The 26064-nt window shown below is 61.6% G+C and carries 19 protein-coding genes; 18 read left to right on the plus strand and 1 reads right to left on the minus strand.

Annotation, left to right across the window (positions count from 1 at the left end):
* Window positions 1–15 precede the first annotated feature (15 nt).
* The 13 genes from A6D6_RS06310 (at window position 16) to A6D6_RS06370 (ending at window position 18118) form a co-directional block, all read left to right on the plus strand.
* On the plus strand, window positions 16–1920 hold the full coding sequence (locus tag A6D6_RS06310) for a TRAP transporter permease (protein ID WP_159660237.1): 1905 nt from the start codon (window positions 16–18) through the stop codon (window positions 1918–1920).
* Between the two features lie 77 nt (window positions 1921–1997).
* Entirely contained in the window at window positions 1998–3029 is a 1032-nt protein-coding gene (locus A6D6_RS06315; RefSeq protein ID WP_159660238.1) for a TAXI family TRAP transporter solute-binding subunit, read from the plus strand.
* Window positions 3029–5134 carry an acetate--CoA ligase family protein gene (locus A6D6_RS06320; protein ID WP_159660239.1) on the plus strand — a complete coding sequence of 702 codons (2106 nt, stop codon included), beginning with the start codon at window positions 3029–3031 and terminating at the stop codon, window positions 5132–5134. Before A6D6_RS06315 ends, A6D6_RS06320 begins: the two co-directional genes overlap by 1 nt.
* Window positions 5135–5192: 58 nt before the next feature.
* Window positions 5193–6227 (plus strand): TAXI family TRAP transporter solute-binding subunit, encoded by a 1035-nt coding sequence (locus A6D6_RS06325; RefSeq protein ID WP_159660240.1) that lies wholly within the window; start codon window positions 5193–5195, stop codon window positions 6225–6227.
* A 117-nt stretch (window positions 6228–6344) separates the two neighbouring features.
* Window positions 6345–7625, plus strand: coding sequence for a DUF1254 domain-containing protein (locus A6D6_RS06330; RefSeq protein WP_159660241.1), 1281 nt, complete (start codon window positions 6345–6347; stop codon window positions 7623–7625).
* A gap of 99 nt (window positions 7626–7724) precedes the next feature.
* Window positions 7725–8972, plus strand: a complete 1248-nt coding sequence (locus A6D6_RS06335) for an alkyl sulfatase dimerization domain-containing protein (RefSeq protein ID WP_159660242.1) — start codon at window positions 7725–7727, stop codon at window positions 8970–8972.
* A 53-nt stretch (window positions 8973–9025) separates the two neighbouring features.
* Window positions 9026–10162 (plus strand): porin, encoded by a 1137-nt coding sequence (locus A6D6_RS06340; protein WP_133493328.1) that lies wholly within the window; start codon window positions 9026–9028, stop codon window positions 10160–10162.
* Window positions 10163–10485: 323 nt separating this feature from the next.
* Window positions 10486–11679 (plus strand): acyl-CoA dehydrogenase family protein, encoded by a 1194-nt coding sequence (locus A6D6_RS06345; protein WP_159660243.1) that lies wholly within the window; start codon window positions 10486–10488, stop codon window positions 11677–11679.
* Window positions 11680–11687: 8 nt separating this feature from the next.
* Window positions 11688–12797: an acyl-CoA dehydrogenase family protein gene (locus tag A6D6_RS06350; protein WP_159660244.1), complete on the plus strand. Its 1110-nt coding sequence runs from the start codon at window positions 11688–11690 to the stop codon at window positions 12795–12797.
* 4 nt (window positions 12798–12801) lie between these two features.
* A complete protein-coding gene (locus tag A6D6_RS06355) occupies window positions 12802–13584 on the plus strand; it encodes an enoyl-CoA hydratase/isomerase family protein (RefSeq protein WP_159660245.1) in 783 nt (260 codons plus the stop codon).
* Between the two features lie 354 nt (window positions 13585–13938).
* Window positions 13939–14460 (plus strand): sigma-70 family RNA polymerase sigma factor, encoded by a 522-nt coding sequence (locus A6D6_RS06360; protein ID WP_022994563.1) that lies wholly within the window; start codon window positions 13939–13941, stop codon window positions 14458–14460.
* A gap of 3 nt (window positions 14461–14463) precedes the next feature.
* The gene (locus A6D6_RS06365; RefSeq protein ID WP_159660246.1) at window positions 14464–15435 is read left to right on the plus strand and encodes a FecR family protein; all 972 of its coding nucleotides are present in this window, start codon (window positions 14464–14466) and stop codon (window positions 15433–15435) included.
* A gap of 187 nt (window positions 15436–15622) precedes the next feature.
* The gene (locus A6D6_RS06370) at window positions 15623–18118 is read left to right on the plus strand and encodes a TonB-dependent receptor (protein ID WP_159660247.1); all 2496 of its coding nucleotides are present in this window, start codon (window positions 15623–15625) and stop codon (window positions 18116–18118) included.
* Here A6D6_RS06370 and A6D6_RS06375 read toward each other — a convergent pair.
* Window positions 18104–18268, minus strand: a complete 165-nt coding sequence (locus A6D6_RS06375) for a hypothetical protein (protein WP_159660248.1) — start codon at window positions 18266–18268, stop codon at window positions 18104–18106. The genes A6D6_RS06370 and A6D6_RS06375 overlap by 15 nt on opposite strands.
* 292 nt (window positions 18269–18560) lie before the next feature.
* On the opposite strand from A6D6_RS06375, the gene A6D6_RS06380 reads away from it, so the two are divergent.
* The 5 genes from A6D6_RS06380 (at window position 18561) to A6D6_RS06400 (ending at window position 25841) form a co-directional block, all read left to right on the plus strand.
* Entirely contained in the window at window positions 18561–19901 is a 1341-nt protein-coding gene (locus A6D6_RS06380) for a hypothetical protein (RefSeq protein ID WP_159660249.1), read from the plus strand.
* Window positions 19902–20043: 142 nt separating this feature from the next.
* Entirely contained in the window at window positions 20044–20757 is a 714-nt protein-coding gene (locus A6D6_RS06385) for a heme acquisition protein HasA (RefSeq protein ID WP_133493335.1), read from the plus strand.
* A gap of 76 nt (window positions 20758–20833) precedes the next feature.
* Entirely contained in the window at window positions 20834–22771 is a 1938-nt protein-coding gene (locus A6D6_RS06390) for a choice-of-anchor tandem repeat GloVer-containing protein (protein ID WP_159660250.1), read from the plus strand.
* Window positions 22768–24504: a type I secretion system permease/ATPase gene (locus A6D6_RS06395; RefSeq protein WP_159660251.1), complete on the plus strand. Its 1737-nt coding sequence runs from the start codon at window positions 22768–22770 to the stop codon at window positions 24502–24504. Before A6D6_RS06390 ends, A6D6_RS06395 begins: the two co-directional genes overlap by 4 nt.
* Window positions 24501–25841: an HlyD family type I secretion periplasmic adaptor subunit gene (locus A6D6_RS06400; protein ID WP_159660252.1), complete on the plus strand. Its 1341-nt coding sequence runs from the start codon at window positions 24501–24503 to the stop codon at window positions 25839–25841. Before A6D6_RS06395 ends, A6D6_RS06400 begins: the two co-directional genes overlap by 4 nt.
* Window positions 25842–26064: the final 223 nt, after the last annotated feature.

Consider the following 26064-nt stretch of genomic DNA (forward strand, 5'->3'; position numbering starts at 1 on the left):
CGCGGGAGAGGGAGAGTGCTCACAGATTCAAGCCGCCGGCTTGGCCTGGCGATTGCCGTGGTGCTGGCCGCCATCAGTATTTATACGTCTCTTTTCGGGATCTTTGATCCCAGCTATCAGCGTCCATTGACGTTTGCTGCCTGTATTCTTGTCGCCGTACTGGTCAAGCCTCTGGTGATGGTGAATCCGCCGCGCACCGCATCATTCCGCGCTCTGTTCTGGCTCATCGATCTGGTGCTGGTCGGCGCCATCCTGTTGGCCGTCGGCCGCTTCCTCGTCTTCGCCGGCGATATGGAAAACATGTTGGTCGACTATAGCCGCACGGATCAACTGATCGCGCTGGCTGGTGTGGTGGCGGTTATCGAGCTGACCCGCAGGGAGTTTGGCCTCGGACTGTCCCTGTTCGCCGGCGTGACATTGCTGTATTGCCTGTGGGGAGATCTGTTGCCCGACGTCGTTCGCCATGCTGGGTTCTCTCTGGACCAGATCATGCAGGGCATGTGGTACGGCTTCAGTGGCGTATTCGGTACGCCGGTAGCGGTGATGATCGAGTTGTTGTTCATCTACATTATCTTCGGCGTCATGCTTGAAGCCACCGGCGCCGGCCCGGCTCTGGTCCGCATGTCGATTCGCGTCACCGGCCGTCTGCCGGGTGGGCCGGCTCACGCCGCGATCTTCGCCAGCATGCTGTTTGGCACTATGTCGGGTAGTGTTACCGCCAACGTGGCGGGGACCGGTGCCTTCACTATTCCCATGATCAAGAAGCGCGGCTTCAGCCCCGCTTTCGCCGGTGCCGTTGAAGCCGCCGCATCCACCGGGGGGCAGGTGATTCCTCCGGTGATGGGAGCAGCCGCATTCATGATGGCGCAACTGACCGGCACCCCCTATCTGTTGATCTGCGTGGCGGCATTATTGCCGGCGGCTTTTTATGTGATCGCGCTGTTCGCGGCGGTCTACTACGAGGCTCGGCGGCTTGGCATCAAGCCTACCCCCGAGCATGAACTGCCAGTGCTGACCAAAGATGACTGGTTGCGCTCGCTGATGTTCGTGGCACCGGTGTTAACGGTGATCCTGGTCCTGGCCACCGGCCGTTCACCGGCCATGGCCGGGGTATGGGCGACGCTGGTGGCAATGGCCTTTGGTTTCCTCAATCCTGAAATTCGCCGTCGGCCCTGGGCGCTGATCGGTGCTCTGGCAAAAGGCGGAGTGGCAGGATCGCGCATCATGATCGCGGTGGGGGCTATTGGTATTGTCATTGCCGGTATGGATCTGACCGGTCTGGGATTGAGTTTCGCGCAAGCCGTTGCCGGCCTCGGCGAGCACAGTTTGCTGTTGAGTCTGGTGTTAACCGCGTTGGGTTGTCTGATTCTGGGCATGGGCATGCCGACCCTGCCCGCCTATCTGATCATTGTGTTGGTCATGGGGCCGGCCCTGACCAGCTTCGATGTGCCGTTGCTTTCCGTGCACCTGTTTGTCCTCTACTTCGGTGTGCTGTCCGCCATTACTCCGCCGGTGGCGTTGGCGGCTTTCGCCGCGGCGCCATTGGCCGAGGCTAACCCGATGAAAGTGGCGATGCTCTCCGTGCGTCTGACTCTGGTCGGGTTTCTGGTGCCCTTCCTGTTCGTGTTCAACCCATCGCTACTGTTGATCGTGGAGGGCTTCGATCCAATGGATCTGGCCTGGGGGGTGGTGCGTCTGACTCTGGTGGTATGGGCAGTGACCACGGGATTCGCGGGGTTTGGCGGCGAGCGGTTGAGCATGTTGGCACGGGTTCTGAGGCTGGCGGTGGCGGCGCTGCTGATGGCGCGCGGCACCTCGGTGGAGCTGGTCGGCCTGGCCCTGGCGCTACTGATCCTGCTGTTTGATTTCATGCCGCACCACAGGCCGCGTTGGCTTGGTTGTGCGCCGGCGGACAAGTGAACGCCGGAATAAAAAACGAAAAAAGGCCGGGAGGCCTGGCAGTAAGAGGCTCGCACGAGCCCCAAAAGGAGAATGGAATGTTTGGACTGAAAACGATTAAGTGGGTGGTCTGTGTGATGACCGTCGCTTTGGCGCTGGGGCAGGTCGCGCAGGCGCAAGAAACTCATCTGCGAATGCAGACCGCCACTCCCGGATCGGGATACTACGTTTTTTCCGTGACCTTGCAGTCGGTTCTGCAGAAGAAGCTGCCGGTGAAGATCAACATGACAGCCGGTGTCACAGGCCCTCGTTCGCCACTGGATGCGGCACGGGGCCAGACCGACCTTTTTATCAGCAGTCCGTCCATCAATCATTTCATGCGAACCGGTACGGGGATGTTCGCCAAAATGGAGGCGGCACCGGAGTTGTACCAGAACGTCAGGCAGATCATGACGTTCCCGGCTGGCCCCTATCATATCGTGGTGCATGAAAAGTCCGGCATTCGTTCCCTCGAGGACATCAAAGGGCGTCGTATCTTTCTCGGCGCGCCGGGTGGCGCGGCTACTCTGGTGGCCATCTCCATTGTCGAAGGCGCCACCGGCTATGAGGCCGGCACGGACTATGAGCTGGCAAAACTGGATTGGAACTCTGGTCTGCAGGCTTTCCAGGATGGACATGTGGACATGTTGGTAATGCCAACGCAGCTACCGTCCGCTTCGATGGAGCAGATGGCATTGCTTGAGAAAGTCCGTTTCCTGGGGATTCCCGATGACGCGTTCGAATCCGACCAGATGAAGAAAATCATGGCCCTTCCCGGGCGGACCCGGGCCACCATCCCCGCCGGTATTTACGGTGCAAATCAAACCAACGAGACGGACGTAAGAACCATCGGTTCCTGGGCTGGCCTGGGTACCCGCAAGGATCTGGATGAAGAGCTGGTGTACCAGATCACCAAAACCTTGTTCGAGAACCTGTCTGCTTTCCATGGCGCCGCGAAGTTCATGGAAGAGATCACCCTGGAGAATGCTCTGACGGAGATGAGAACCCCGTTGCACGCCGGCGCGGTTCGTTATTACCGGGAGGCCGGCGTTGACCTTCCGGATCACTTGATTCCACCGGAGGCACGTTAATGAGCGCAGTATCAGAACACACTATCGAAGATCTGGATCGTCTGTTCCGGCCCCGCTCCGTGGCGGTCATTGGTGCCAGCGCCACGCCGACGAAAATCGGCGGCCTGCCGATCGCGTTCCTGCTTGCCCAAGGCTTCGAAGGGCCAATCTTTCCGATCAACCCGAAGGCCTCTGAAGTGCAGGGGCTCAAAGCCTACACCCACATCGGCGAGGTAGCGGGACAAGTGGACCTGGCTATCGTCGCGGTGCCGGCCGCGCTGGTCGATCAAGCCGTGGATGACGCCATCGCCGCGGACGTCAAGGGTATTGTGCTGTTTTCATCCGGTTTCGCGGAGATCAGTGAGGAAGGGCGTCTGGCACAGGATGCGCTGATGGCCCGCGCCCGCGCGGCCGGTGTCCGTATTCTCGGGCCCAACTGTCTTGGTTTCATGAACCTTTCCGAAAAAGTGTTTGCGACTTTCTCGCCGGTGGTGGGACAAGGCGTGACGCCGAAAGGGCGCATTGGCCTGATCAGCCAGAGCGGTGCCTATGGTGCCTATGCGTTTACGCTGGCGCGGCAGCGTGGTCTGGGGCTGAGCTACTGGATCACCACGGGCAACGAAGGCAACGTGGATTTCGCCGATTGTCTGAGCTGGCTGGCGCGGGATCCGGACACCGATGTGATCCTCGGTTACATGGAAGGCTGCCGTGATGGCCGCAAGCTGGAAGCCGCTCTGGCCGCCGCCCGCGCCGCCGGCAAGCCGGTGGTGATGACCAAAGTCGGTCGCACCGATATCGGCGCCCAGGCCGCTGCGTCTCATACCGCCGCGCTGGCCGGCGAGGACGCGGTCTTTGATGCGGTATTCCGCCAGTACGGCGTGTATCGCGCCTATTCCATCGAGGAATTTTTCGATGTGGGTTATGCCTTTTCCGTGGCGGGCATCCCGTCCGGAGAAAACCTCGGTGTGTTTACTGTGTCTGGCGGTGCTGGTGTGTTGATGGCGGATGCCGCCGCTGATGAAGGACTGGCGCTGCCGGAGCTTAATCAACAGGCCCAGGACCGCATCCGGGAGTTGGTTCCGTTCGCCGCACCGCGCAATCCGGTGGACATCACCGGACAGATCACCAACGACATCGGTCTGTTCGAGACCAGCCTCGACATCATGCTCGAGCAGGGTGATTACCACCTGGTCGCCGCTTTTCTGGCCGCCGCCGGTCAGGGGCCCATGGGCGAGCACATCGCCGAGCAGATCGGCCGTGTACGTGAGCGTTATCCGGATCGCGTGTTCTGCGCGGTATCGGTGTTCAAGGAGCCGGTGCGTGCCTTGCTGGAGCGTAATCGCTGTCTCGCCTTCGAGGACCCCACTCGTGCCATTCGTGCGCTGTCCGCCCTGGCCTGGTTTGCCCGGCAACGGCAAAAACCAGCGGTGCCGGTGGCGTCGCGCGGCGCCAGCGTAACGTTGCGCACTGGCAGTTATTCGGAGGCGGACAGCTTCCAACTGCTGGCTGACTTCGGAGTGCCGGTGCCGGAGTCCCATCTGGTCGCCGACGGTGCCGAGGCCCGGGCCCGGGTGGCGCAAGACTCTCGCGCCTGGGTGGCGAAGATCGCGTCCCCCGACATTCCGCACAAATCCGACATTGGCGGTGTACGGCTGAACCTGCGTGGTGCCGAGGCTGTTGGCCAGGCCAGTGATGAGGTGCTCGCCGCGGCCCGCCGCGCCTGCCCGGAGGCGCGCCTCGATGGCGTGCTGCTCTCGCCAATGGAAGAACAGGGCGTTGAATGCATCGTCGGTGTGCAGAGGGATCCTGCCTTTGGCCCAGTGGTGATGCTGGGATTGGGTGGCGTATTGGTGGAGGTGCTCAAGGACGTCAGCTTCCGCAGCGCGCCACTGAACCGGGATATGGCCATGGACATGATCAACGAGCTGCGCGGCAGAGCGATTCTTGACGGTGTCCGCGGGCAGCCACCGGCGGACATCGGTGCCCTGGCCGATCTGCTGGTGAGAGTGTCGCACTTCGCCGTGGCCGCCGGGGACAGTCTGGAAAGTCTGGACATCAATCCGGTGCGCGTGCGCGCCGGGGGGCAGGGCGTGGTGGCATTGGATGCCCTGGTCATCGGGCGCTGATATCGGGCGCCCCGGAATCAAGCAATAGCCAGATAAAACAACAAATCGGGAGATTGGAATGAAACTGAAACACCCTTTTATCCGCTGGGCGAGTGGTCTGGTGCTCCTGGCAACCGTATCGCTGGCCAGCTACGCCAATGCTGATGCCAATCTGCGGATGCATACCGCTCAACCAGGGTCGTCCCCTTATGTGTTTTCGGTGACGCTGCAGTCGGTGCTGCAAAAGCACTTGCCGGTTCGCATCAACATGACGTCCAGTATGGCGTCCACCCGTTCCACTCTGGACGCCGCCAAGGGGCAGGTGGATCTGTACATTGGCAGTCAATCGATCAATCACTTCATGAGCACCGGCACGGGCATGTTCAGCAAAATGTCCAGCGCGCCGGAGCTGTTCAAGAACATCCGCACCATCATGAGCTTCCCGCTCGGACCGTACCACATCATGGTGCACGAGAAATCGGGTATCCGTTCGCTCAAGGACATCAAGGATCGCCGTGTCTTCATTGGACCGCCAGGTGGGGCCGCGACCCTGGTTGCCTTGTCCATCATCGAAGGGGCCACCGGCTACAAGGCGGGTGAGGATTATGAGATGGCGAAGCTGGACTGGAACTCCGGGCAGCAGGCCTTCCAGGACGGTCAGGTGGATATGTATATCGGTCCGACCCAGTTGCCGTCGGCCTCCATCGAGCAAGTAGTGCTGCTGCAAAAGGTCCGTTTCCTGGGGATTCCCGAGGAGGCCTTCGATAGCGAGCCGATGAAGCAAGTGATGTCGTTGCCCGGCCGGACCATTGCGGAAATTCCCGCCGGTATCTATGGCGAGAACCAGACCAACGAAGGTCCGGTGAAAACCGTCGGTACCTGGGTCACCCTGGGTACACAGAAGGATTTGGACCCCGAACTGGGATATAAGATCACCAAAACCATCTTCGAGAATCTTCAGACGTTCCACGACGCCGCCAAGTTCATGGATTCCATAACGCTGGAGAACGCGCTCAATCAGGTGAACACGCCACTGCAGGCCGGGGCCTTGCGGTACTACCGGGAAATTGGCCTGGATGTGCCGGATGCGATGGTGCCGCCGGAAGCCCGTTGACGGGTGGTGGAAAAGGCACACCGGCGAAACGACCTGGGTGTTACCCCAAGACCTTGGCACCGGCATTGAGCGCGGGTGCCCGGGGGCATCCTTTGAAGAAGAGAAAGAGGAACTAACATGAGTAATGAATTTGCTTCGGTGTCTCCCGCTGAACTGAAGTCCGCCGCCAAGCGCGCGTACATTTACACGGTTCCACTGGTGATCATGGAGACCACCCGTAAATGGCGCATGGGCGCCGGGGCCAACGTCTTCAATCATGCACGCAAGTTGTTGACGCACCGCAGCCGCTGGGTGACCACGCCGAACAATGACACCCTGTACTCCGATGCCTGGCTGGATCTGTCAAAAGGGCCGGTAAAGATCACCGTGCCGGCCACTGGCGAGCGCTATTTTTCGCTGGCCTTCATGGACATGTACACCAACAACTTCGACATTCTCGGCACTCGTACCACGGGGAATAACGGCGGTGTTTATACCGTGGTTGGTCCGCATCAGGCGGTGCCGGAGGATGCCACCAATGTGGTCCGTGCACCGACGCCAAGAGTCTGGGCACTGGCGCGTATTCTGGTGGACGGCCCCGACGACCTGCCGGCGGCCTGCGCCGTGCAGGATGGATTGTTCGTCCATGAAGGGGCGGATCCTGAAGACGTGGCACCGGGTGATCCGGTACAGCGCTCCGCCAGCTGGCGTGAGTATCTGGCCACCGCCAATCGCTTGTTGCGCCGCGAACCGCCGCCGGTCACCGACGGCCTGATTCTGGAACAGATTCGTGCCCTGAATATCGGCCCGGATCAGGTGTTCGACGCGGATGCGTTCGATCAGGAGCAGGCGGAAGCGATTGAACGGGGCGTGGAGGAGGCCAGGAACTGGCTGGTCCAGATTCAGCGTGCGCGCCGCAGCGCCATTGACGGCTGGACCTATCCCAGCATGCGCAATGGTGATTATGGTCAGAACTACACCCTGCGAGCGGTGGTGTCGGTGGGTGGTCTGGGTGCCTTGCCGTTGGAAGAAGCGATCTATATGCGTGCCGAAGGGGATGCCGAAGAAGGTCTGTTCGACGGCAACCAGAACTACCGGCTGCATTTCCCCGCTGGCGCCATGCCGCCGTTGAATTCGTTCTGGTCACTGACACTTTACGAAGCCATGGACGACGGGCAGTTCTTCTTCGCCGATACCCCGTTGCGCCGTTACGCCGTGGGGGATCGCAGTCCCGGTCTGCAGTACAACGAGGACGGATCCCTGGATCTCTGGATCGGTGCACGCAGTCCCGGCGCGGATCGCGAGAGAAACTGGCTGCCCGCCAACGAGGGGCCCTTCGCCCTGTTTTTCCGAGGTTATATGCCTAAGGCTGATCTGATGGAAGGCCGTTACAGGCTGCCGCGCGTCGAGCGTCTGTAAACACGGAATCACCCGTTTTCCCTTCTTTCCAACGGCACCACCGGTGGCCGTTACGGGCGCCCCTGTGCCCGCCACCGGTGACAAAGCAGGAGCTATGTCATGACAGGCAACAGCAACAAGCGGGAATCGCCGATCCTTGGCGAATTCCTGCTCGCCAACAAGGACCTCAAGACCATCGCCCCGGGTGTCCATCTGCTCGGAGGGCAGGGCAACAGTGTGGTGGTGGAAACCGACAACGGCGTGGTAATCACTGACTCCGGTCCGGGCGGCAAGATCACCCGGGCAATGATCGAACACATTCGCCAACTGACCGATAAACCGGTGCTGGCCATCGTCTACAGCCACGGCCATTTGGGTTACAACCACGGTGCCCGCAGCTGGCTGGCGGACGCCGCCGAGCGCGGTCATCCGCGCCCGAAAATAGTGGCTCAGGCCAACCTGCCGCGTCGCTATGACCGCTACCAGGAGACATGGGGATTGCAGGCGCATCTCAACGGGCTGCAGTTCAATTCCCAATTCCCGGAAAGCGCGCCGGAAAAATGGTTCGCCTATCCGGATGTCACCTTCCGTGAACGCTATGTTATCGAGGGTGGGGATCGTCAGGTGGAGATACTGGAAGCGCCTTCGGAAACCGATGACGCCATGGCGTTGTGGTTGCCGGAGGAGAAGATCCTTTATGCCGGCCCGGCCTTCATCAAATCCATTCCCAATATCGGCACGCCTTTGCGCACGCTGCGTGATCCGGTGCGCTGGGCGGAAACCATGGAAAAGCTGTTGGGGCTGGAGCCGGAAATGCTGATTCCTGAATTCGGCAAGCCGATTGAAGGCCGGGAAGCCGTTCGTGAAGCCATGACTCTGACCATCAAGGCCCTGCGTTATCTGCGTGAGGAAACGGTGAAGCGGATGAATCGCGGTATGACCGAGGCGGAGATTCTGCATGACATGGTCTACCCGGAAGAGATCTTTGGTCATCCGTTGATGAAGCCCAGCTACGGCATGCCGGAGTACATCGTGCGCGATATCTGGCGTTCGGAGAACGGCTGGTGGGACCGCAATGCCACGCAGCTGCATCCGGGGCCGCCGGATGCGGTGACGGCCGCGCTACGCGAGGCCATCAGTGATCCCGAAAAGGTATTGGGGGTGGCACGGCGAAAGCGGGAGGAAGGCCAGCCGCAACTGGCTTTGCATGTGCTGGATCTGCTTTCCCCTGAAAGCAGCCAGGACCGGATCGGAGCCAGTGCCCGTGCCCTGAAGGCGGAAATTCTGGAGCAACTGGCGGAGGCCTCTCCGTCTTTTGTCTCCGCGCAAATCTATCGTTCGGTGGCGGCACGACTGAACGAGAGATAACCCCGGGTTATGACCCGTATCAATTAGATAAAAAAAGATTCGAGGAGAAGCTAATGAAAACCCGTCCTCTTTTGACCGCGGCAGGCTCCGGTCTGCTGATGGCTTTGCTGCCACTGTCCGTCCAGGCCGCGGATATTCAGGTTCTGGAAGATGTTATTCACCCGGAACAGGCGATTAAGAAGAAGATGGAACTGTATGGGGCGCTGCGCATGTCGGTGGACTATGTGGACTCCGATGTCACGGATGCGCAGGCGGACACCTCGCCCTTGCTTTCCGATGGTGGGATCGGTGTTTCCAGTAATACCACGATGATAGGTTTTCGGGGAGAAGTCCCTTACAGCGAGGATTTTAAGTTCCTGTGGCAATACGAACAGCAGGTTGACATGGATGATACCGACGGTAATGACGTCTGGACCACCCGTGACAGCTTTCTTGGCCTGGGTACACCTATCGGTACTTTCCTGGTGGGACGTATCAACACGCCTTTCAAGAACATGGGTGTGTCGTATCTCGGCTACTTCAATACCACGGTGGCTGATACCCACGCCATTCTTGGCGCGCCCTCGGCAGGTGCTGGTGGACGGCTGGATTTGTTTGGCTCCAACAGCTTGAACTGGAAGTTCCGTCTGGCCGGTGTCAACGTCGCTCTGCAGTACGCGGCGGATCAGGCTGGTTCAGTCAATAGTGCTGACGATAATGATCGTGACAGTTCAAGTATCTGGCTGGATTGGAAGCGAGGCGGGCTGCAATTGAGCAGTGCCTATATTCATTATTCCGATTTCGCCACTACCGGCAGCCTGGATGCCTGGCGGGTTTTCGCCAAGTATAAATTTTCTGTTTTCACCCTTGGTGCCATTTACGAGGACATCAGTCCGGACAATTTTGCCTCCCTCGACCGCGAGGCCTATGGTTTGCAGGCTCTGTATACGGTGGCGCCGCGCTGGAACCTGGCGGCGCAATGGAACCACGCGGAAGAATCGGAAGTGGGTGACGATGAAGCCGACCAGTACAGCGTTGGTGTATTCCATTCCCTTAGTGACTCGGTATTGCTGCATGCCATGTACACGGTGACGCAAAACGGCGACAACGCCGCCTATCGTGGCGTTGATTATGCCCATGGCGACAAAGTGGGCACGCTGGCCGGTAATGACCCGTGGGCCCTGTCGGTCGGTGCCCAGCTGAAGTTCTGAATGCCGTTGTCCACTGGATACGGTGTGTTCTCCGGACATCCTCCACGTTGTCCGGGCGGTGTCGAGACTCTCCGGGGCGAATGCTCTCCCCATCGCCGGAGTGGTGTCGAATGTAGTGTCGATGATGACGCCGCCTTCCGTGTCCTTTTTCGCGCCGGCCGATGGCCGGCGTTTTTTTATGACCACTGCCCGTGGCGGTCACCCTTCGGGCCATCGCGGAGCGACGTTCAAAATTACCGGGAGCAATTTTTTAATTCTCCAGGGCAGATGGGAGCAGTTCAGTGGCCCTGAAACCAGTAAACCATCAACAGGAGTGTTTGAAGATGACGGATCTGAGCCGATCGGAGGAAATCCGGTTCCGACAGGAGATTCGCGAGTTCGTGGTCAGTGAAGTGCCGGAGTCCATTCGCCTGAAAGTGGCGCAGGGCAGGGACGTCAGCCGTGACGAGACGATTGCCTGGCAACGCAAGCTGGTTGCCCGGGGCTGGGGGGCGGTGCATTGGCCGAAGCGATGGGGTGGTACCGACTGGAGTCTGCAAAAGCGATTTGTCTTTGAGGAGGAAATGGCACTGGCTGGCGCGCCATCCATACCGCCTTTCAATACCCGCATGCTGGGGCCGATCCTGTTGGAATACGGTACCGAGGAGCAGAAGGCGCGTTTTCTGCCCGGTGCTCTGAACATGGATCAATGGTGGTGTCAGGGCTATTCGGAACCTTCCGCCGGGTCGGATCTGGCGGCACTGCGGACCCGGGCGGTTCGTGAAGGGGATTACTACCACGTCAACGGCGGCAAGATCTGGACCAGCTATGCCCACTACGCCGACTGGATGTTCTGCCTGGTTCGCACCGATCCCGAAGCCAAGAAGCAGAAAGGTATTTCCTTCCTGCTGCTGGATATGCGCAGCGAAGGGGTCAGTGTCGAGCCGATTCATCATTTCTATGGCGCGCACTTGCTCAATCAGGTGTTGCTCGAAGATGTAAAAGTGCCAGTGGAGCAACGTATCGGCGAGGAGAACACCGGGTGGACCACGGCGAAAGCGCTGCTGGAACACGAGCGGCTGGCCACCTCCCGCCACGCCGAGGCACGGCGCAAACTGGGCCGTCTTCTGGTGCTGGCGAAAACCAACAGGGACGCGTCGGGAGCGCTTTATCAAAGGGCTGATCTCAAAGCGCGCATCGCCGAGGTGGCGGTACAGGTGAAGGCTCTGGAATTCGCCACCCGCCGCGGGTTGGAGATGCTGATTCGCGATGGCCGCATCGGGGTCTTCGCCTCATCGCTCAATCTCAAGGGCGTGGCCATCAATCAGGCAGTGGATGAGGCGATCATGGACATCGCCGGCGTCGATGCGCTTGCCGCCGATGCCGCCTATGACGGCTTGCCCGGGGGCCTGTTGAATGATGGCGGTGATGCCCGCTATGTGGCGGAGTCCCGCTACTACCTGCGAGGGCCGGCCATCGCCGCCGGCTCCAATGAAGTGCAGCGCAATATCATCGCCAAGCACGTGCTTGATCTGTGAGGTATCCCATGGAGTTTATGTTGACCGAAGAGCAGCAACTCATCGAAGACACGGTGGCCCGGTTGCTGGACAAACAATGGGACCCGCGCCGGGACCAGGCGCTGTTGTCCGCCGACGTGGCCCGTATGCGCTTGTGGCGTGAGCTGGCCGAGTTGGGTCTGTTGGGGATCGCGTTGCCCGAGGAGCACGGCGGTGGCGGCATGGGTCCGGTGGAGCTGACGGTGTTGTGCCGTCGCTTTGGCCGGGACCAACTGCGCTCGCCTTTTCTCTCGTCGTTGATTCTGGCCGGCACCGCGTTGACGTTCTCGCCGCGGGGTGCCTTGCGGGATCAATGGCTGCGACAGTTGGCCGCCGGCGAGGCAACTCTGACACTGGCCACATTGGAGGATCGGGCCGGGTATGACCACCATCACACGGCAATAGAGGGGCAGCGATACCAGTCGGGCTATATGTTGAATGGCCGAAAAAGAGCGGTGATGGATGCCGCTGGTGCCGACGCGTTCATCGTCTCCTGCCGGTTGGATGGTGAGCTCGCGCTGGTGCTGCTGGCGCCGGAGACGGAGGGAATGGCGGTGGCGTCTTACGCGGCCTTTGACGGCAGCAGCCTGGCGACGCTCACCTTTAATGACGCTTTGCTACCGGAAGAAGCGGTGCTGGCCCGCGGGGCGGAGGCGCGGGCGGCGCTGGAAGCGGCGCTGGCGCAGGGTGCCCTGGCCGCGGCGGCGGAAACTCTGGGCGCGTGCGAAGGCGCCCTGGAACGTACTCTGGACTATCTGCGATTACGCGAACAGTTCGGAACCAAACTAGCCCGCTTTCAGGCTTTGCAACATCGTGCCAGCGATCTGCATGCGGATCTGGAAATGCTGCGCTCGCTGGTGTCCGGTGCGGCACAAAGCCTGCTCCACGAACCGGCCCATGCCGACGCCTTCGCGGCAATGGCGCTGGCGGTACCGGTGGGTGACCGTGTATGCAGGGAGGCGATTCAGATGCACGGCGGCATCGGCATGACCCTGGAGCTGGGGATCGGACGTTATCTGTTGCGCGTGAACGCATTGAGCCGGCTGCTCGGTGACGCCACGCATAACGGGCAGCTTTATCTCGAACGTATGGAGGCCTGAGACAATGACGGAACAAGCGGTATTGATGGAAATCCAGGAGGCGGTAGCGGTGGTCACTATCAACGCCTACGCCATGCGAAACTCCATGGGCGCGCCCGGGGTGCGTGAAGGGCTGCTGGAGGCCTTGGAGCACTTTGAAAATGATGATGACCTGCGTGTCATGGTATTGACCGGAGCGGGCGGTGTGTTCTCCGCTGGCGGCAATCTGGATGCGTTGCGCCGTATTCGTGACGTGGAAAAAATCCGCCAGCGTCTGGAAGCGGGCGGCCCTTTGCTGCAACGCATCTTGACGTCGGAAAAGCTGTACATAGCAGCGGTGGAAGGTCCCGCTTTCGGTGCCGGTCTGGGGCTGGCCGCCTGTTGTGATTTGATGGTGGCCGCGGAGGGGGCCCGCTTTTGTGCCGCGCAAATCCGTGTCGGCGCGGCGCCGGATGGCGCCCTTTGGTGGGCACTGCCTTTTCGCGTTGGCGCTGGTCGGGCGCGGAGGATTCTGCTCACCGGTGAGGAAGTGTCACTGGAAGAGGCCCTTCATATCGGTCTTGCTGACGTGCGCGCGGAGCAGGGTGGGGCTCTGGAAACCGCGCTGAAACACGCCCGCCGTCTCGCCGCCGGACCGCCGTTGGCTCAGGCCACGATCAAGAGGCTGTTCACCGCGTTGCCGGCGGATCTGGTGGAGCGTTTGCGGGTGGAGCGGGAAACCGCCGCGGAGACGTTCGCCTCCGAGGACTTCGTCGAAGGCGCCAGCGCCTTTCTGGAAAAACGCCGCGCCCACTTTAAAGGATGCTGAGCAACCGGAAGTGAAAGCATCACGACCCTAATGGGGGGCTTCGGTGTTTGCGCGCTGCATTCGCTGGCAAGCCAGCTTCCCACGGCAGCTCCGTAGCTCCCGTTGTGGCAAGCTGGCTTGGCGGCGAATCGGCGAGCAAGCGGCTTGCTGCGCTGCCCTGAAAAGAAAAACCAGGCCTCCAGCCGGGGCGTGGCCGTTACCTTGCTTTGGGGCAGTGTCCCGTCTTTGACCCAGACGTTCGCCAAACAACCAAGGACCTTCGGCTTGACCTTTATAGCAATTGAGAATTATTCTCATATTCTGAATTGGCTATAGCGTACCAACGACGGAATCCCGCAGGGGAGGGGCGAACGGATGGGGGCGACGAGCTACCTGAAACGCGATCTGGTGGCGGTGCTGTACAGCGATCACCACGGCTGGCTGCTGGGTTGGTTGAGAAAGAAGCTGGGCTGTTCACAGCGCGCGGCGGACATGGCCCATGACACCTTCGTAAGAGTGCTGACCTCCTCCTCGGATCTGCAGGGGGTGCGTGAGCCTCGGGCCTTTCTTACCACCATCGCCGGCCGTCTGATCATCGACGACGCCCGGCGCAAAAAGGTGGAGCAGGCGTACCTGGAAACCTGGATGGCGCTGTATGGGGATTGCGCCGCGGCACCGTCGTCCGAGGAACTGGCGACGGTGGTGGAGCTGCTCACGGAAGTGGCGGGCTGGTTGGAGAGCTTGCCGGAGAAGCCCCGTCAGGCCTTTATAATGAGCCGGCTGGACGGGCTGTCCCATGCGGAGATCGCCGAACGGCTCGGCGTCTCGGTAAGCATGGTGAAGAAATACGTGGCGCAGGCGTTATTGCACTGCCTGGCTCTGAACGAGACCGATTGAAGCGTGACCGTGGAAGACGAAGGGCCTTTTTTGCGTGAGGCGGCGGAATGGATCGCCACTTTGCACTCCGGGGCCGTCACCGAGGAAGAACGGGAAGCCTGCCGCCGCTGGCGCCGGGCCGACGTCCGTCATGAGCGTGCCTATGTGCGCGCCGAATCCCTGTGGCATGGTCTCGAACCGGTGTCCGGGCGGCATCGCCCGGAAGCCGGCCCGGTGCTGGGTAAAGTGCTGGGGCCGGTGCGTCGCAACCGCCGCGCCAGTTTGCTGGCGCTGGCCGGGCTGCTTGGGCTGGGCCTGGCCTGGTGGCCGCTATGGTCCTTGAATCTGACTTCCGATTACCGCGCTGCCGTTGGGGAACAGCGTCAGGTGACCTTGCCGGACGGCAGTTCACTGATACTGAACAGCGGCGCCGCCGTTGATGTGGATTACGATGGTGACGAGCGTCGAGTGATTCTGCGCGATGGCGACGTCCACGCCACGGTGGCGCCAGACCCCGACAGACCCTTCGTGGTGGCCACCGGCCTGGGGTCGGCTCGTGCCCTGGGCACCCGTTACACCGTCAGTTTGCGTGACCGGAACATGGCGGTGGTGGTGACCGAATCCAGCGTGCAACTGTGCGCCGCCGCGCCGCCACCGCCGGCCCGCCACGCCTGCGTCGATGCTCATGCGGGGCAGCGCACCGCCACCGACGGAAAGAGCATCAAATCACCGCGCGGCGTCGATGTACGCCTGGCCACCGCCTGGCTGGACCGGCGTCTGGTGGCCGACGACCAGCCTTTGACGACGGTGTTGGAGGAATTGGCGCGTTATCGATCCGGGCTGTTGCGATTCGACGATCTGGAACTGGCGGGGTTGCGTGTGTCCGGTGTCTTCCCGCTCGACGATACCGACCAGGCCTTGGCGCTGCTGGCCGACTACCTGCCGATTCAAGTGACCAATTACACCCGCTGGCTGACCGTGATCGGCCGTCGCTGATACACAGCACGCCGATTCGCGAGCAAGCTCGGCTCCCACGGCAGTTTCGCAGCCCACTTTGTGGGAGCCGGGCTTGCTCGCGAATACAACGTGAATCCATATCGTCTTATTTTCCCTAATCACTGTCCCTTTCCCGATCTCGCCCGTCATCACAGATGAACAAGGATGAGAATGGGAATTGATATTAATGCAGCGCTGTCTCCGACCCCGCTTCGCCATGGGCATCCTGGCGGCGGCCTTTCTGCTTGGCGGCCCCGGCCAGACCCGGGCGCAAGCCGAGGCGTCATCCGTGACGCAAAGGCACTACCAGATACCCGCCGGCGCCCTGGCACCGGCGTTGAATCGCTTCGCGCTGGAAGCCGGAGTGGTGATGTACTTCGATCCCGGTCTCACCGAGGGCAAGCACACTCGCGGACTGCGGGGGCAATATTCAGTGCCGGATGGGTTCGCCGCGCTACTGATCGGGACCGGTCTCAGCGCCGAGCCGGAAGCGCGGGGTCAATATGTATTGCGCCAGGAAGGCGGCGAGGGCGGTGACCATGCCAACCCTTTGCCTCGGGTCACCGTCACCGGTGAACTGGATCCGCGCGGGCGGGCTTACCGCACGCCGGGGTCCATGACCATCATCTCCCGGGACCAGATCGACCGGATGCCGCCGCGCAATACTTCCGACGTGCTGGCGGCGGTGCCCGGCGTGCATACCTCGCAAAGCCGTCAGGATCCGGGGGTATCGGTGAATATTCGCGGCCTGCAGGACTTCGGCCGCGTCAATGTGATGATTGACGGTACCCGCCAGAACTATCAGCAAAGCGGCCACGGCAGTAATGGGCAGGTCTACGTGGATCCGGAACTGCTGGCCGGCGTGGATATCAGTAAAGGACCCAGCTCCGGCGCCGGCGGCGCGGCGGTGATCGGCGGCATGGTCAACTTCCGCACTCTGGATGTGGACGATCTGCTCAAACCGGAGCAAAAGACCGGCGGCCGCGTCAATGCCACCACCGGTGACAACGCCTATTACTTTTCCGGCAGCATCGCCGGCGCGGTGCGCGCCAGTGACGATGTGGATCTGATGGCGGCGGTGAGCCGCAAGAACGTAGGCGCGTTCAAAAAAGGCGAACGGGGTGGCAACAGCGGCGGCTATTGGCACGGCACCAGCCAGTTCACCGGCCAGGAACAGTGGTCCGCGCTGCTGAAAAGTACCTGGCGCTTCGCCGACAACCACTCCCTGAAACTCAGTTATATCGGCCTGCGAGCGGATTTCGATGAAGGCAGCAATACTGCGTCTGGCAGTGACGCCACCGATGAAAACCAGATCCACTCCGACACCTTCCTGATCAACTACGCCTTCTATCCCGGCAGCCGCTGGTGGGACCTGGATACCAGCCTTTACTACACCCGTACCAGAAACGATGAGTACCGGCCCGCGGACCCCGCCAATGGCTACGGCGAATTCGATCTGCGTTATGAGACCAACACCGTCGGAGGGACTCTGGTGAATCGCATGGAGGTTCCCGTTGGTGACTGGCGTGGCTCACTGGACGTGACCTACGGCGGTGAGTTCTATCACGACTGGACCCAGCCGGATAACAGCGGTGACGAGCGCGGCAGCGACTGGTTCTCCGGACCGACGCCGGAAGGGGAACGTTCCGTGATCAGCGCCTTCACTACGGCGCGCCTGGCCCATTATGACGGCTGGGAATTGACCGGCGGTGTGCGTTACGACTGGTTCCGGCTCGAAGGCGACGGCGAGATGTTTGTTGGGCGGCAGGAGAACGAAGACGGCGTGCGCCCGCCCTACACCCTTCTTTACAGCAAGTTCGACGTGGCCCGCCACGATGGCTTTGTCTCGCCGACTTTGAAAGCCGCCTGGCAGGTGGCCAATCCATTGCAACTGTTCGCCAGCTACGGCCAGGGCGTGCGCCCGCCGGCCATCACCGAGTCGATCATGTGGGGCGCCCACGTCGGCAATACCTTTCCGTTCTTTCCCAATCCCGGTCTGGAACCGGAACGTTCTCGTACCTGGGAAGTGGGGGCCAATCTCAACTGGCAATCCTTGTTCCGCGACGGCGATCGCCTGCGCATGAAAACCGCCTGGTTCGACACCCGTGTCAAGAATTACATCACCCAGGGCTTGGTGGTCGGGCCCGCCTCCGAAAACGGGGAATCCCAATCCCTGGCCTTCGTCAATCTGCAAGATGAAGTGCGTTTCTACGGTTTGGAATGGCAGGCCGAGTATGACGCCGGCGGTTATTTCCTCGAAGCCAGCTGGACGCGGACCCTGCACGATCTGGGGCGAGGCGGTTACGACCCTTACCCGCTTGGCTGCTTCACCGGTTGTCCGCCGACTGGCCATGGCGACGCCAACGGCGGCGGCATGTTCTATCTGTTGCCGCCGGTGAAGAAAAGCACCTTGAGCGCCGGCCTGCGGCTGCTCGATCGCAAACTCACGCTCGGCGCCCGGGCCCGCTACGAAGACAACGATGGCCGCGGCGGCAGCGCCTACGAAGACGTGGTGGACTGGACCGTCTACGACGCCTGGGCCAGCTACCAGCCCGATGATCGCCTCACCCTGCGGCTCGCGGTGGACAACCTGCGCGACCGCAACTACGCCGAACTCAACGGCCTCTCTTACTGGATCGCGCCGGGCCGCACCGTCACCGGCACGGTTTCACTGAAATTCTGAAAGAAGGAGTGTTTCGATGACACCGCATTCATCACGAAAATTCCGGCCGGTTGTGGCCGGTGTCGGCGCCACGCTTTTATTGATGTCGTCTTCGCTGCTGGCGGCAGTGACGCCGGAAGTGCTGTATCGGTTTTCCAATTCTTCCGGCATGAAGCCGGCGTCGCCGCCGGTCAGAGTGGAATCCGAGGATAGAGCCTGGTTGTTCGGTGTCTCCCCGCCTGTATCGAGCGTTTTAGTGAGTTATTACACGTATCCACTAAGCGGAGTGGAAGATGACTTCGCGGCCGCCGACCTGCCTCAGGCCGGGACGGGATCCCAACCTTCGCCGCTGGTGACGGATGGTGAAAGAGCGCTTTTTCTCATCAACCCAACATGCATGGGGGAAACGTGTTTCGGCGACCCGGACGTGTATGCGTGGCGCTCGGGGGAGGAGCCAGCATCCTTGATCACGTCACCGGAAAATCCGGCGGAAGAGTACGGATCGGATCTTAGGCCTCGTGGTGTGCCCGCGCTGGATGCGCAAGGCAATCTCTATTTCGGCGGTGGCGGGGGGAGCTCCGGTAACGGCCTGTTCCGGCTTTCTCCGGAGGGTCAACTGGTTGAGCTGGTGGACTTTGATAACCATGCGGAAGGTCGCTATTACCCGCTTGGGCAGCGCCCAATCGCCTTGCTTATCGATCAGGAAGAGAACGTTCTTTACGGCTTGGCGGGACGAGACCAGTCCGACGGCGTTGGTGATTCCGAGGCGATTCCCGCGGACGACGAAAGTATGGGGACGTTGTTCTCCATTGATCTTGCCAATGTCGAGACCGACGGTTCCACCACGGTGACACTGCTGCGCACCTTCGCCAAGGAGGCCGATGGGTGTTCAGCAAACGGTGTCGACAGCTGCTTCCACGGCAGCCATACCGCGCAGCACGCTTTGCTTCAGGTCGGGGCGTGGTTGTACGGCACGTCCTTCAACACGATATGGCGTTTCCAGCCTGATGACAGTGACAGCTTTGCCGTTGTGCATGCTTTCGGGGAAGAGGTTGGCGACGGCCGTGTGCCCTGGGGGCCATTGGTTCTGGCGGCGGACGGCAATCTTTACGGCACCACTCGCCGTACGGTGGCCGAGGAGGGCGCCGTGGATGGGGCTGGGGTTCTGTTCCGTGTACGCATCGGACAAGCCAATGATCGTTCCGACGACGAGTATGAAGTACTGCATGTCTTTGACGTGGAAGCTGATGGCGCCTTGCCGGCGGGACTCAGCGCCGGTGCCGTCGATGGAACGGTGCAGACCTTGTACGGCGCTACCTCTCGGGGGGGACGGGTTGGTAATACCGTTTCCGTCAATGACGCCGATGGCTTCGGCACTTTGTTCGCCGTTGATATCGATCTGCCCGTGCTCGCGGAGATCGAAATCAGCGCCGATCCGCAAACCCTCACCCTGGGCGAAAGCACCACCCTGACCTGGTCGGTGAGCAACGCCAATAACTGCTCGGGGGAAGACGACTGGGCGGGAGTGAAAGCCACTGAAGGCAGCGAAATCTATACCCCCTCCGTGGATGGCGAATACGTTCTCACCCTGGCCTGCGTGGATGCCAATGACGATCGGGTGGAAGCGAGTGTCACCGTGACCGTGGAACCGGCGGAAGATGGCGGAGATGGCGATGGTGATAACGGCGGTGACAGCGGCGGTGGCTCTTCCGGTGGCGGTGGAGGCGGCGGCGCCTTGTCACTGCTGTGGCTGTCCGTTCTGACATTGCTGACGGTGCGCCGCCGGCGCCACTTCTCCCTCTGATTTTTGCTGGCGGGCAGGCCCCGTCGGCCAAAGAGCAATCGAGCGCCAGCCGCGCCGCCAGCCTCGGACGCCCCGTCGCGGAAAGCGGCGGGTCACTACCCCGTAACGGGGCACAGTAAACAGAGCTAAAGGAGTACCTGTAATGAGCGTAACCGTAACTTACTCAGCAACGTTCGGTAATTATGACGGGACCTATGGACCTGATGCTGTCCAAGGTTGGGATGGTTCAGACGGGCTGCACAGTGGAACGACAGGCAGTTTTGAAAATCAGGATGGCTTCCTGCCCGCCTTCAACCGCCTTTTCGAGATCGCCGACCATAGCGAAAACCCGGGGGCTTTTGCCGGTGATGAAGACCCTGATCCGGTCGTGGACCTGGGCCTTTGGGACCTGCTGGGTACCTTCTCTGGTACCCAGTACGCCTCCTCCGGCGAATACGCGGGTCTGGATCTGGGCTTTATCGTCGAAGCGGCGGACGGCTCTTATCTCAACTACACCTTCTTCGCCAGCCCCACTCATACCCTCTATGGGGAAATCGGTTCGATCACCTTCGGTCTTGGCCTGGAGCAGGACAGCAATGGTCTGTACTACTTCGATGAGGAACTGGTGACCATCGACGGCTTGGACACCATCGGCCTCAATGGCGGCCTGGACGCGAATGGTGATGTCATTGATCGCAATGACCCCAATCTGACCAACGATACCCACGCGATCGTGAATGGGCTGAAGGATGGTGATGCCTCGGCATTGTGGGCGGCCATTGACGGCAATATTGGTTCCGAGGTTTTCAATTCCGCTTTTGCCGAAGTGCTGGGTGTTCCAGAAACCACCGAAACCGAACTGGAACTGGCGGCCTGAGCATAACCGCCTGATTGACCGGTGTTCGCTCTCTGATGGGCGGACACCGCTTTTTTTAAAAAGAAGGAAGCAAGACATGCGACGGTTTGGACTCTGTTTGCTCTCATTTTGCGCCTTCGCTCTGGCGGGCCCGCCGGCCAGTGCGCTGGAACCCACCATCCTGGCCGCCAATGGGGGCCCCAAACCGGACGGTTATGAAGGGGTGGGCGCCCCCCGTGTCCCGCCACTGTTGGCAAGGAACGGCCGCCTTTATGGCATTGACGCTTACGACAATATCTTTTCACTGGAAAATTACGTTAACCATTCCCGGCAAGTCGTACAGCTGACCGAGTTTGGGCTGGAGGCGTTCAGCGGTGGTCTGGTGCAAGACCATCGGGACGGGAAGGGAGAAATGTATGTGGCGGGCTTCCGCGTGGCCGGCCCTTTTGATGAACTCGACACTGGTCGACTGCTGCGTCTGGACTTTGATGGCAGCCACCCGCGCGCACTGGTGGAATTGCTGGAACCCAATGGCATTCTGGTGATCGATGACGATCATCTCTACGGGTTGGATAAAGGGCCGGAAGGCAATGGGCGCTTGTTCACTGTCAACCTGGACGCGGCGCAGCCGGCGCTGGAGACCGTGCACACCTTTTCCGCGGGTCCTCAGGGGCAACGCCAGTATCCCAACGGCATGATTCTGGGCTCCGATGGCTGGCTCTACGGAGTGAGCGCCTATGTGCGGGGCGTGCCCTACGCTCCGGGAACGCCGTCTTCGCCCGCCACACCCACCGGCACGGTGTATCGAATCGATCCACGGCAAGGCACGGCCTCGTTCGAGGTGTTGCATACCTTTGTTCTTGATGATGGAGAAATCCCCTGGCAGACCCGCTACGGGGAAACCTACCATCGTAATGCCGTGGACGGTGCCAACTCTATTGGTTACACCCTCAGTGGTTTGGTGGAAGGGCCGGACGGCTATGTGTACGGCAATCTCTCCCTGGGTATCTGCACCACGCCGGGTACCCAGGAAGAGGGTTGGAGCCATTTTCTAGAGGCCCTGCCGTTGTGCCATGGGCAGGAAGTCGCGGCGGACGACCAACTGAAGTGGTACGCGTCCGATCCGCCCCATTACGATGGCCCGAATCTCCACGGATCGGTCTACCGCGTGGCCATGAGCGGCGATGACTTCGCCATTGTGCATCGTTTCAGCGGTGGTGACGGCGGCAGCCAGCCACGGGGGCCGATGGTGCTGGCCGGAGACGGCAATATCTACGGCACCACCTATGCTGGTGGCCGTCTCAGTGGCGGCAGGGCACTACCGGGCGAGCCGGTGGAGCCGCCGGCCGATGACGAATGGGGCTACGGCGGTGCGATTTATCGCATTAATCCGGACCAGATCCGCATCAATGAGTCCGGGCAGGTGGAAGACGATGGATTCGAACTGGTGTATGGCTTTGTAGACGGCGTGGATAAGCAAGGTAATGTGCGTTACGACGGCCGGGGACCGGTGGGTCTGTCGCTGGGATTGGACGGACGTATGTACGGAGGCAACCTAAGTGGGGGAGGCTATTTCAGTACTTCCGGCAGCAAGGTGCTGTCGCGTACAGGTACCCTTTACCGGCTCAGCCTCAATCCGGACGATGAGCAATCCCGAGTCACCGTCACCATCACTCCCGGCGAGATCGAGGAAGGCGGCACCGCCCTGCTGGAATGGAGCACGGTGGATGCCTCCAACTGCACCGCCAGCGGCGGCAATGATGGTGACGGCTGGGCCGGGGCCAAGGACGACAGCGGTTTCCTTCGGGTCAGCCCGGAACCGGGCACCCATTACTACACCCTGACGTGTGAAAGCACGCTGACCGGCGGCCAGGTAGGCGACGTGGCGTCCCTCGGCGTCGGCGCGCCGGATCGGGAAACCGACGAGCAGGTTCTCGAGTACGGCAATGGCAGCGGCGGCAGCCCGTCCTGGTGGTTACTCGCGGGCCTGGGGGTGTTGTTGGCGGCCCGTTCCAAGCGGAGCGGCCGGCGATGAAAAAGACCAGGGACGATCTGCGCGCGGCGTTGATGCTGCAGCGCGGCACTTTCGTTTCCGTGGGCGTGTTCAGCGCGGTGATCAATTTGCTGATGCTGGTGCCAGCGCTGTATATGTTGCAGGTCTACGACCGGGTGTTGGCGTCCGGTAATGGCGTGACGTTGCTGATGCTGACGGTGATCGCCCTGGGGCTGTACGCGCTGATGGCCGCGCTGGACTGGCTGCGCGGCTTACTGGTGATTCGTGTCGGTGAAGCCCTGGACCAGCAACTGGGCGAGCGTGTTTATGACGCCGCCGGACAGCATGGTTTGCAAGGCGGAAATGTGTCCTCGGCCCAGGCCTTGTCGGATCTCAATCAACTGCGCCAGTTCTTCGCCGGCAGTGCGTTGTTCGCTTTCTTCGACGCCCCCTGGGCACCGCTCTACTTGATCGTGCTGTTTCTGTTTCATCCGTTATTGGGGGCCTTGGCGTTGCTGGGCGCTCTGGTATTGCTGGCGCTGGCGTTCGTCAACGAACGCTGGTCCCGGGCACCGTTGAACGAAGCCAGCGCCTTGTCCATCAACGCCGGCCGTCTGGCTCAGGAACATTGGCGCGGCGCCGCCACCATCAAGGCTCTCGGTATGGGCGGCCGTTTGCGCCGCCGTTGGCGTGAATTGCAGGATGGCTATGTGGACCATCAACACCTGGCCAGCGAACGCAGTGTGTTGATCAGCGCGGTGACGCGGGCGCTGCGGTTGGCTCTGCAATCGCTGATGCTCGGCGCCGGCGCCTGGCTGGCGATCCACGGCCAGATCAGCGCCGGCATGATGGTGGCCGGTTCGATTCTGGTGGGCCGGATGCTGGCGCCGGTGGAGCAGGTGGTGGGCGCCTGGCGTCAGTGGAGCGGTACACGCATCGCGGTGAATCGCTTGCAGGCTTTGTTGCAGGCGCATCCGAGGCCGGAGCGGGGGTTGAGTCTGCCGCGTCCGCAAGGCGCGCTGATGGTGGAAGGGCTGACACTGATGCCGCCCGGCGCGGAACGTCCGAGTTTGGCCAATGTGCGTTTTGAGCTGACGCCGGGAGAAGTGCTTGGCGTGGTTGGGCCTTCCGGCTCCGGCAAGTCGTCCCTGGCGCGGGCGCTGGTGGGATTATGGCGGCCGCGTGCCGGCAAGGTGCGCTTGGACGGAGCGGACCTGCACGGTTGGCCCGCGGACGAATTGGGGCCGGCGATCGGCTATCTGCCGCAGGAGGTGGATCTGTTCGCCGGCACCGTGGCGGAAAACATTGCCCGCTTTGGCGAACTGACCGGCGGCGCTCAGCAAGCGGTTATCGATGCGGCGCGTCGCGCTGGCGTGCATGACATGATCCTTCGTTTGCCTCAGGGCTATGACACCGTGCTTGGCGAGGATGGCGGCGGCTTGTCCGGCGGCCAGAAGCAGCGGGTGGCGTTGGCGCGGGCGCTGTACGGTGAACCGGCGCTGTTGGTATTGGATGAACCCAACGCCAACCTCGATGACGTCGGCGAGGCGGCGCTGGCGGAAACCCTGAAAGCCTGGAAGGCGCAAGGCCGCACCGTGGTGTTGATCACCCACCGGGCGGCGGTGCTGGCGGTCACCGACAAGGTGCTGGTGCTCAAGGACGGCGTGATGCGGAAGTTCGGTGTTACCGCCGAGGTGATGGGGCAGCGCCGGCCAGCGGCGAAACCGGCACCCCGTGTGTCTTACAGTTTCGGCGCCGAAGGGGGTGGGGCATGAATGCGCGCATGGAGCCGCCGATCGAGGCCTTGCCGGGCGTGGGTTTGCGCCGCCGTGGTCAGCGCAAGCTGGTGTTATGGGGTGGCGTGATATTGCTGGGCGGGTTCGCCGCTTTTCTGCTGTGGGCGGTGTTGGCACCGTTGGATGGGGGGGTGGCACTGGAAGGCACGGTAACCGTGGATGGCTACCGCAAGCGCATTCAACATCCCGCCGGTGGTGTGGTGGCCGAGGTGCCGGTGACGGAAGGAGAGAGCGTCAGCCAAGGTCAGACGTTGCTGAAACTGGACGCCCGGGTGGCGCGGGCGGAGCTGGATTCCGCGCGGTTGCATCAGGCCATGGCGGTGGCCGGTATCGCGCGCCTGGAAGCGGAAAGCCAAGGGCTTGAGACCCTGGCCCTCGATCCGGCTCTGACGCAACAGGTTACTTCCGATCCGATACTGGCCTCGGCGCTGGAGGCACAACGGCAGCTTTTCCGCAGCCGCCGTCTGGCACTGCAAACAGAACGCGCCGGCCTTGAGCAGGCGATGGCTGGTGCCGAGGCGCGCTGGCGGGGTGAACAGGCACGGCAATCCAGTTTGCGGCAACGTCTGGCCTTGCTGGATCAAAGGCTGGCGGCGTTGCGGCCGTTGGCGGAGCAGGACTATGTACCTCGCAACCGGGTATTGGAACTGGAAGAGGAGCGGGCGCGGCTGAGCGGAGAGTTGGCCGCCAGCGACGCTGCGGCACGGGCGGCACGGGCCGGTTTGGGCGAAGCGCGGGCCAGGCTGGATGCCCTGCGTGACAACCAGAACCGTGACGTGGAGCAGGCGCTGACCGAACACCGTTTACGGGCCGCCAGTGAAAGCGAGCGGCTGGCCAACGCCCGCTTCCAACTGGAGCACAGTGAGATCACCGCGCCGGTATCCGGCCGGGTGGTGAACCTGCAGGTGCTGACCCGGGGGTCGGTGATCCGTCCCGGTGACGTGGTGATGGAACTGCTGCCGGCGGACGAGCCGTTGTGGGTGGATGCCAGGGTGCCGGTGGACCGTATTGATTCGGTGCACGCCGGCTTGCCGGTGGAGCTGATGTTCACCGCCTTTAATCGCGCCAGTACACCACGCATCCCCGCCACGGTGACGCGGGTGTCACCGGACCGGCTGGAGGATCCGCACAACGGCCAGCCTTACTACGCCGCCCGGTTGCGGGTGGATCAGGAAGCCCGGGCCGCGCTCGGTGACCTGGTGGTGCAGCCGGGCATGCCGGTGCAGGCGTTCGTGCGCACCGGGGAGCGATCGCTGATGAGTTATCTGTTCAAACCCCTGGTGGACCGTATTCCGCTGGCGCTGGAGGGGCAATGACACAAGTCCCACCACATCGCGGTGCGTGGGCCGCTGCTGTCTCACAGTGTGTTTACACGCAACACGCTGGCACGCTTACACGCCAATTCGCTGCCAAGGCAGCTTCCCACTGCGACTTCGTGCCCCTTCTGGCAGTGAATACAGCGCGAATTCATGTCTCCAAGACCAATAGACAAGCCACGGCCATGGATTCAGCGCTCAAGCGCCAAAGCCGGGATAGCGG

This window comes from Alcanivorax xiamenensis (assembly GCF_009846745.1).
GTDB classification, from domain to species: Bacteria; Pseudomonadota; Gammaproteobacteria; order Pseudomonadales; family Alcanivoracaceae; genus Alloalcanivorax; species Alloalcanivorax xiamenensis.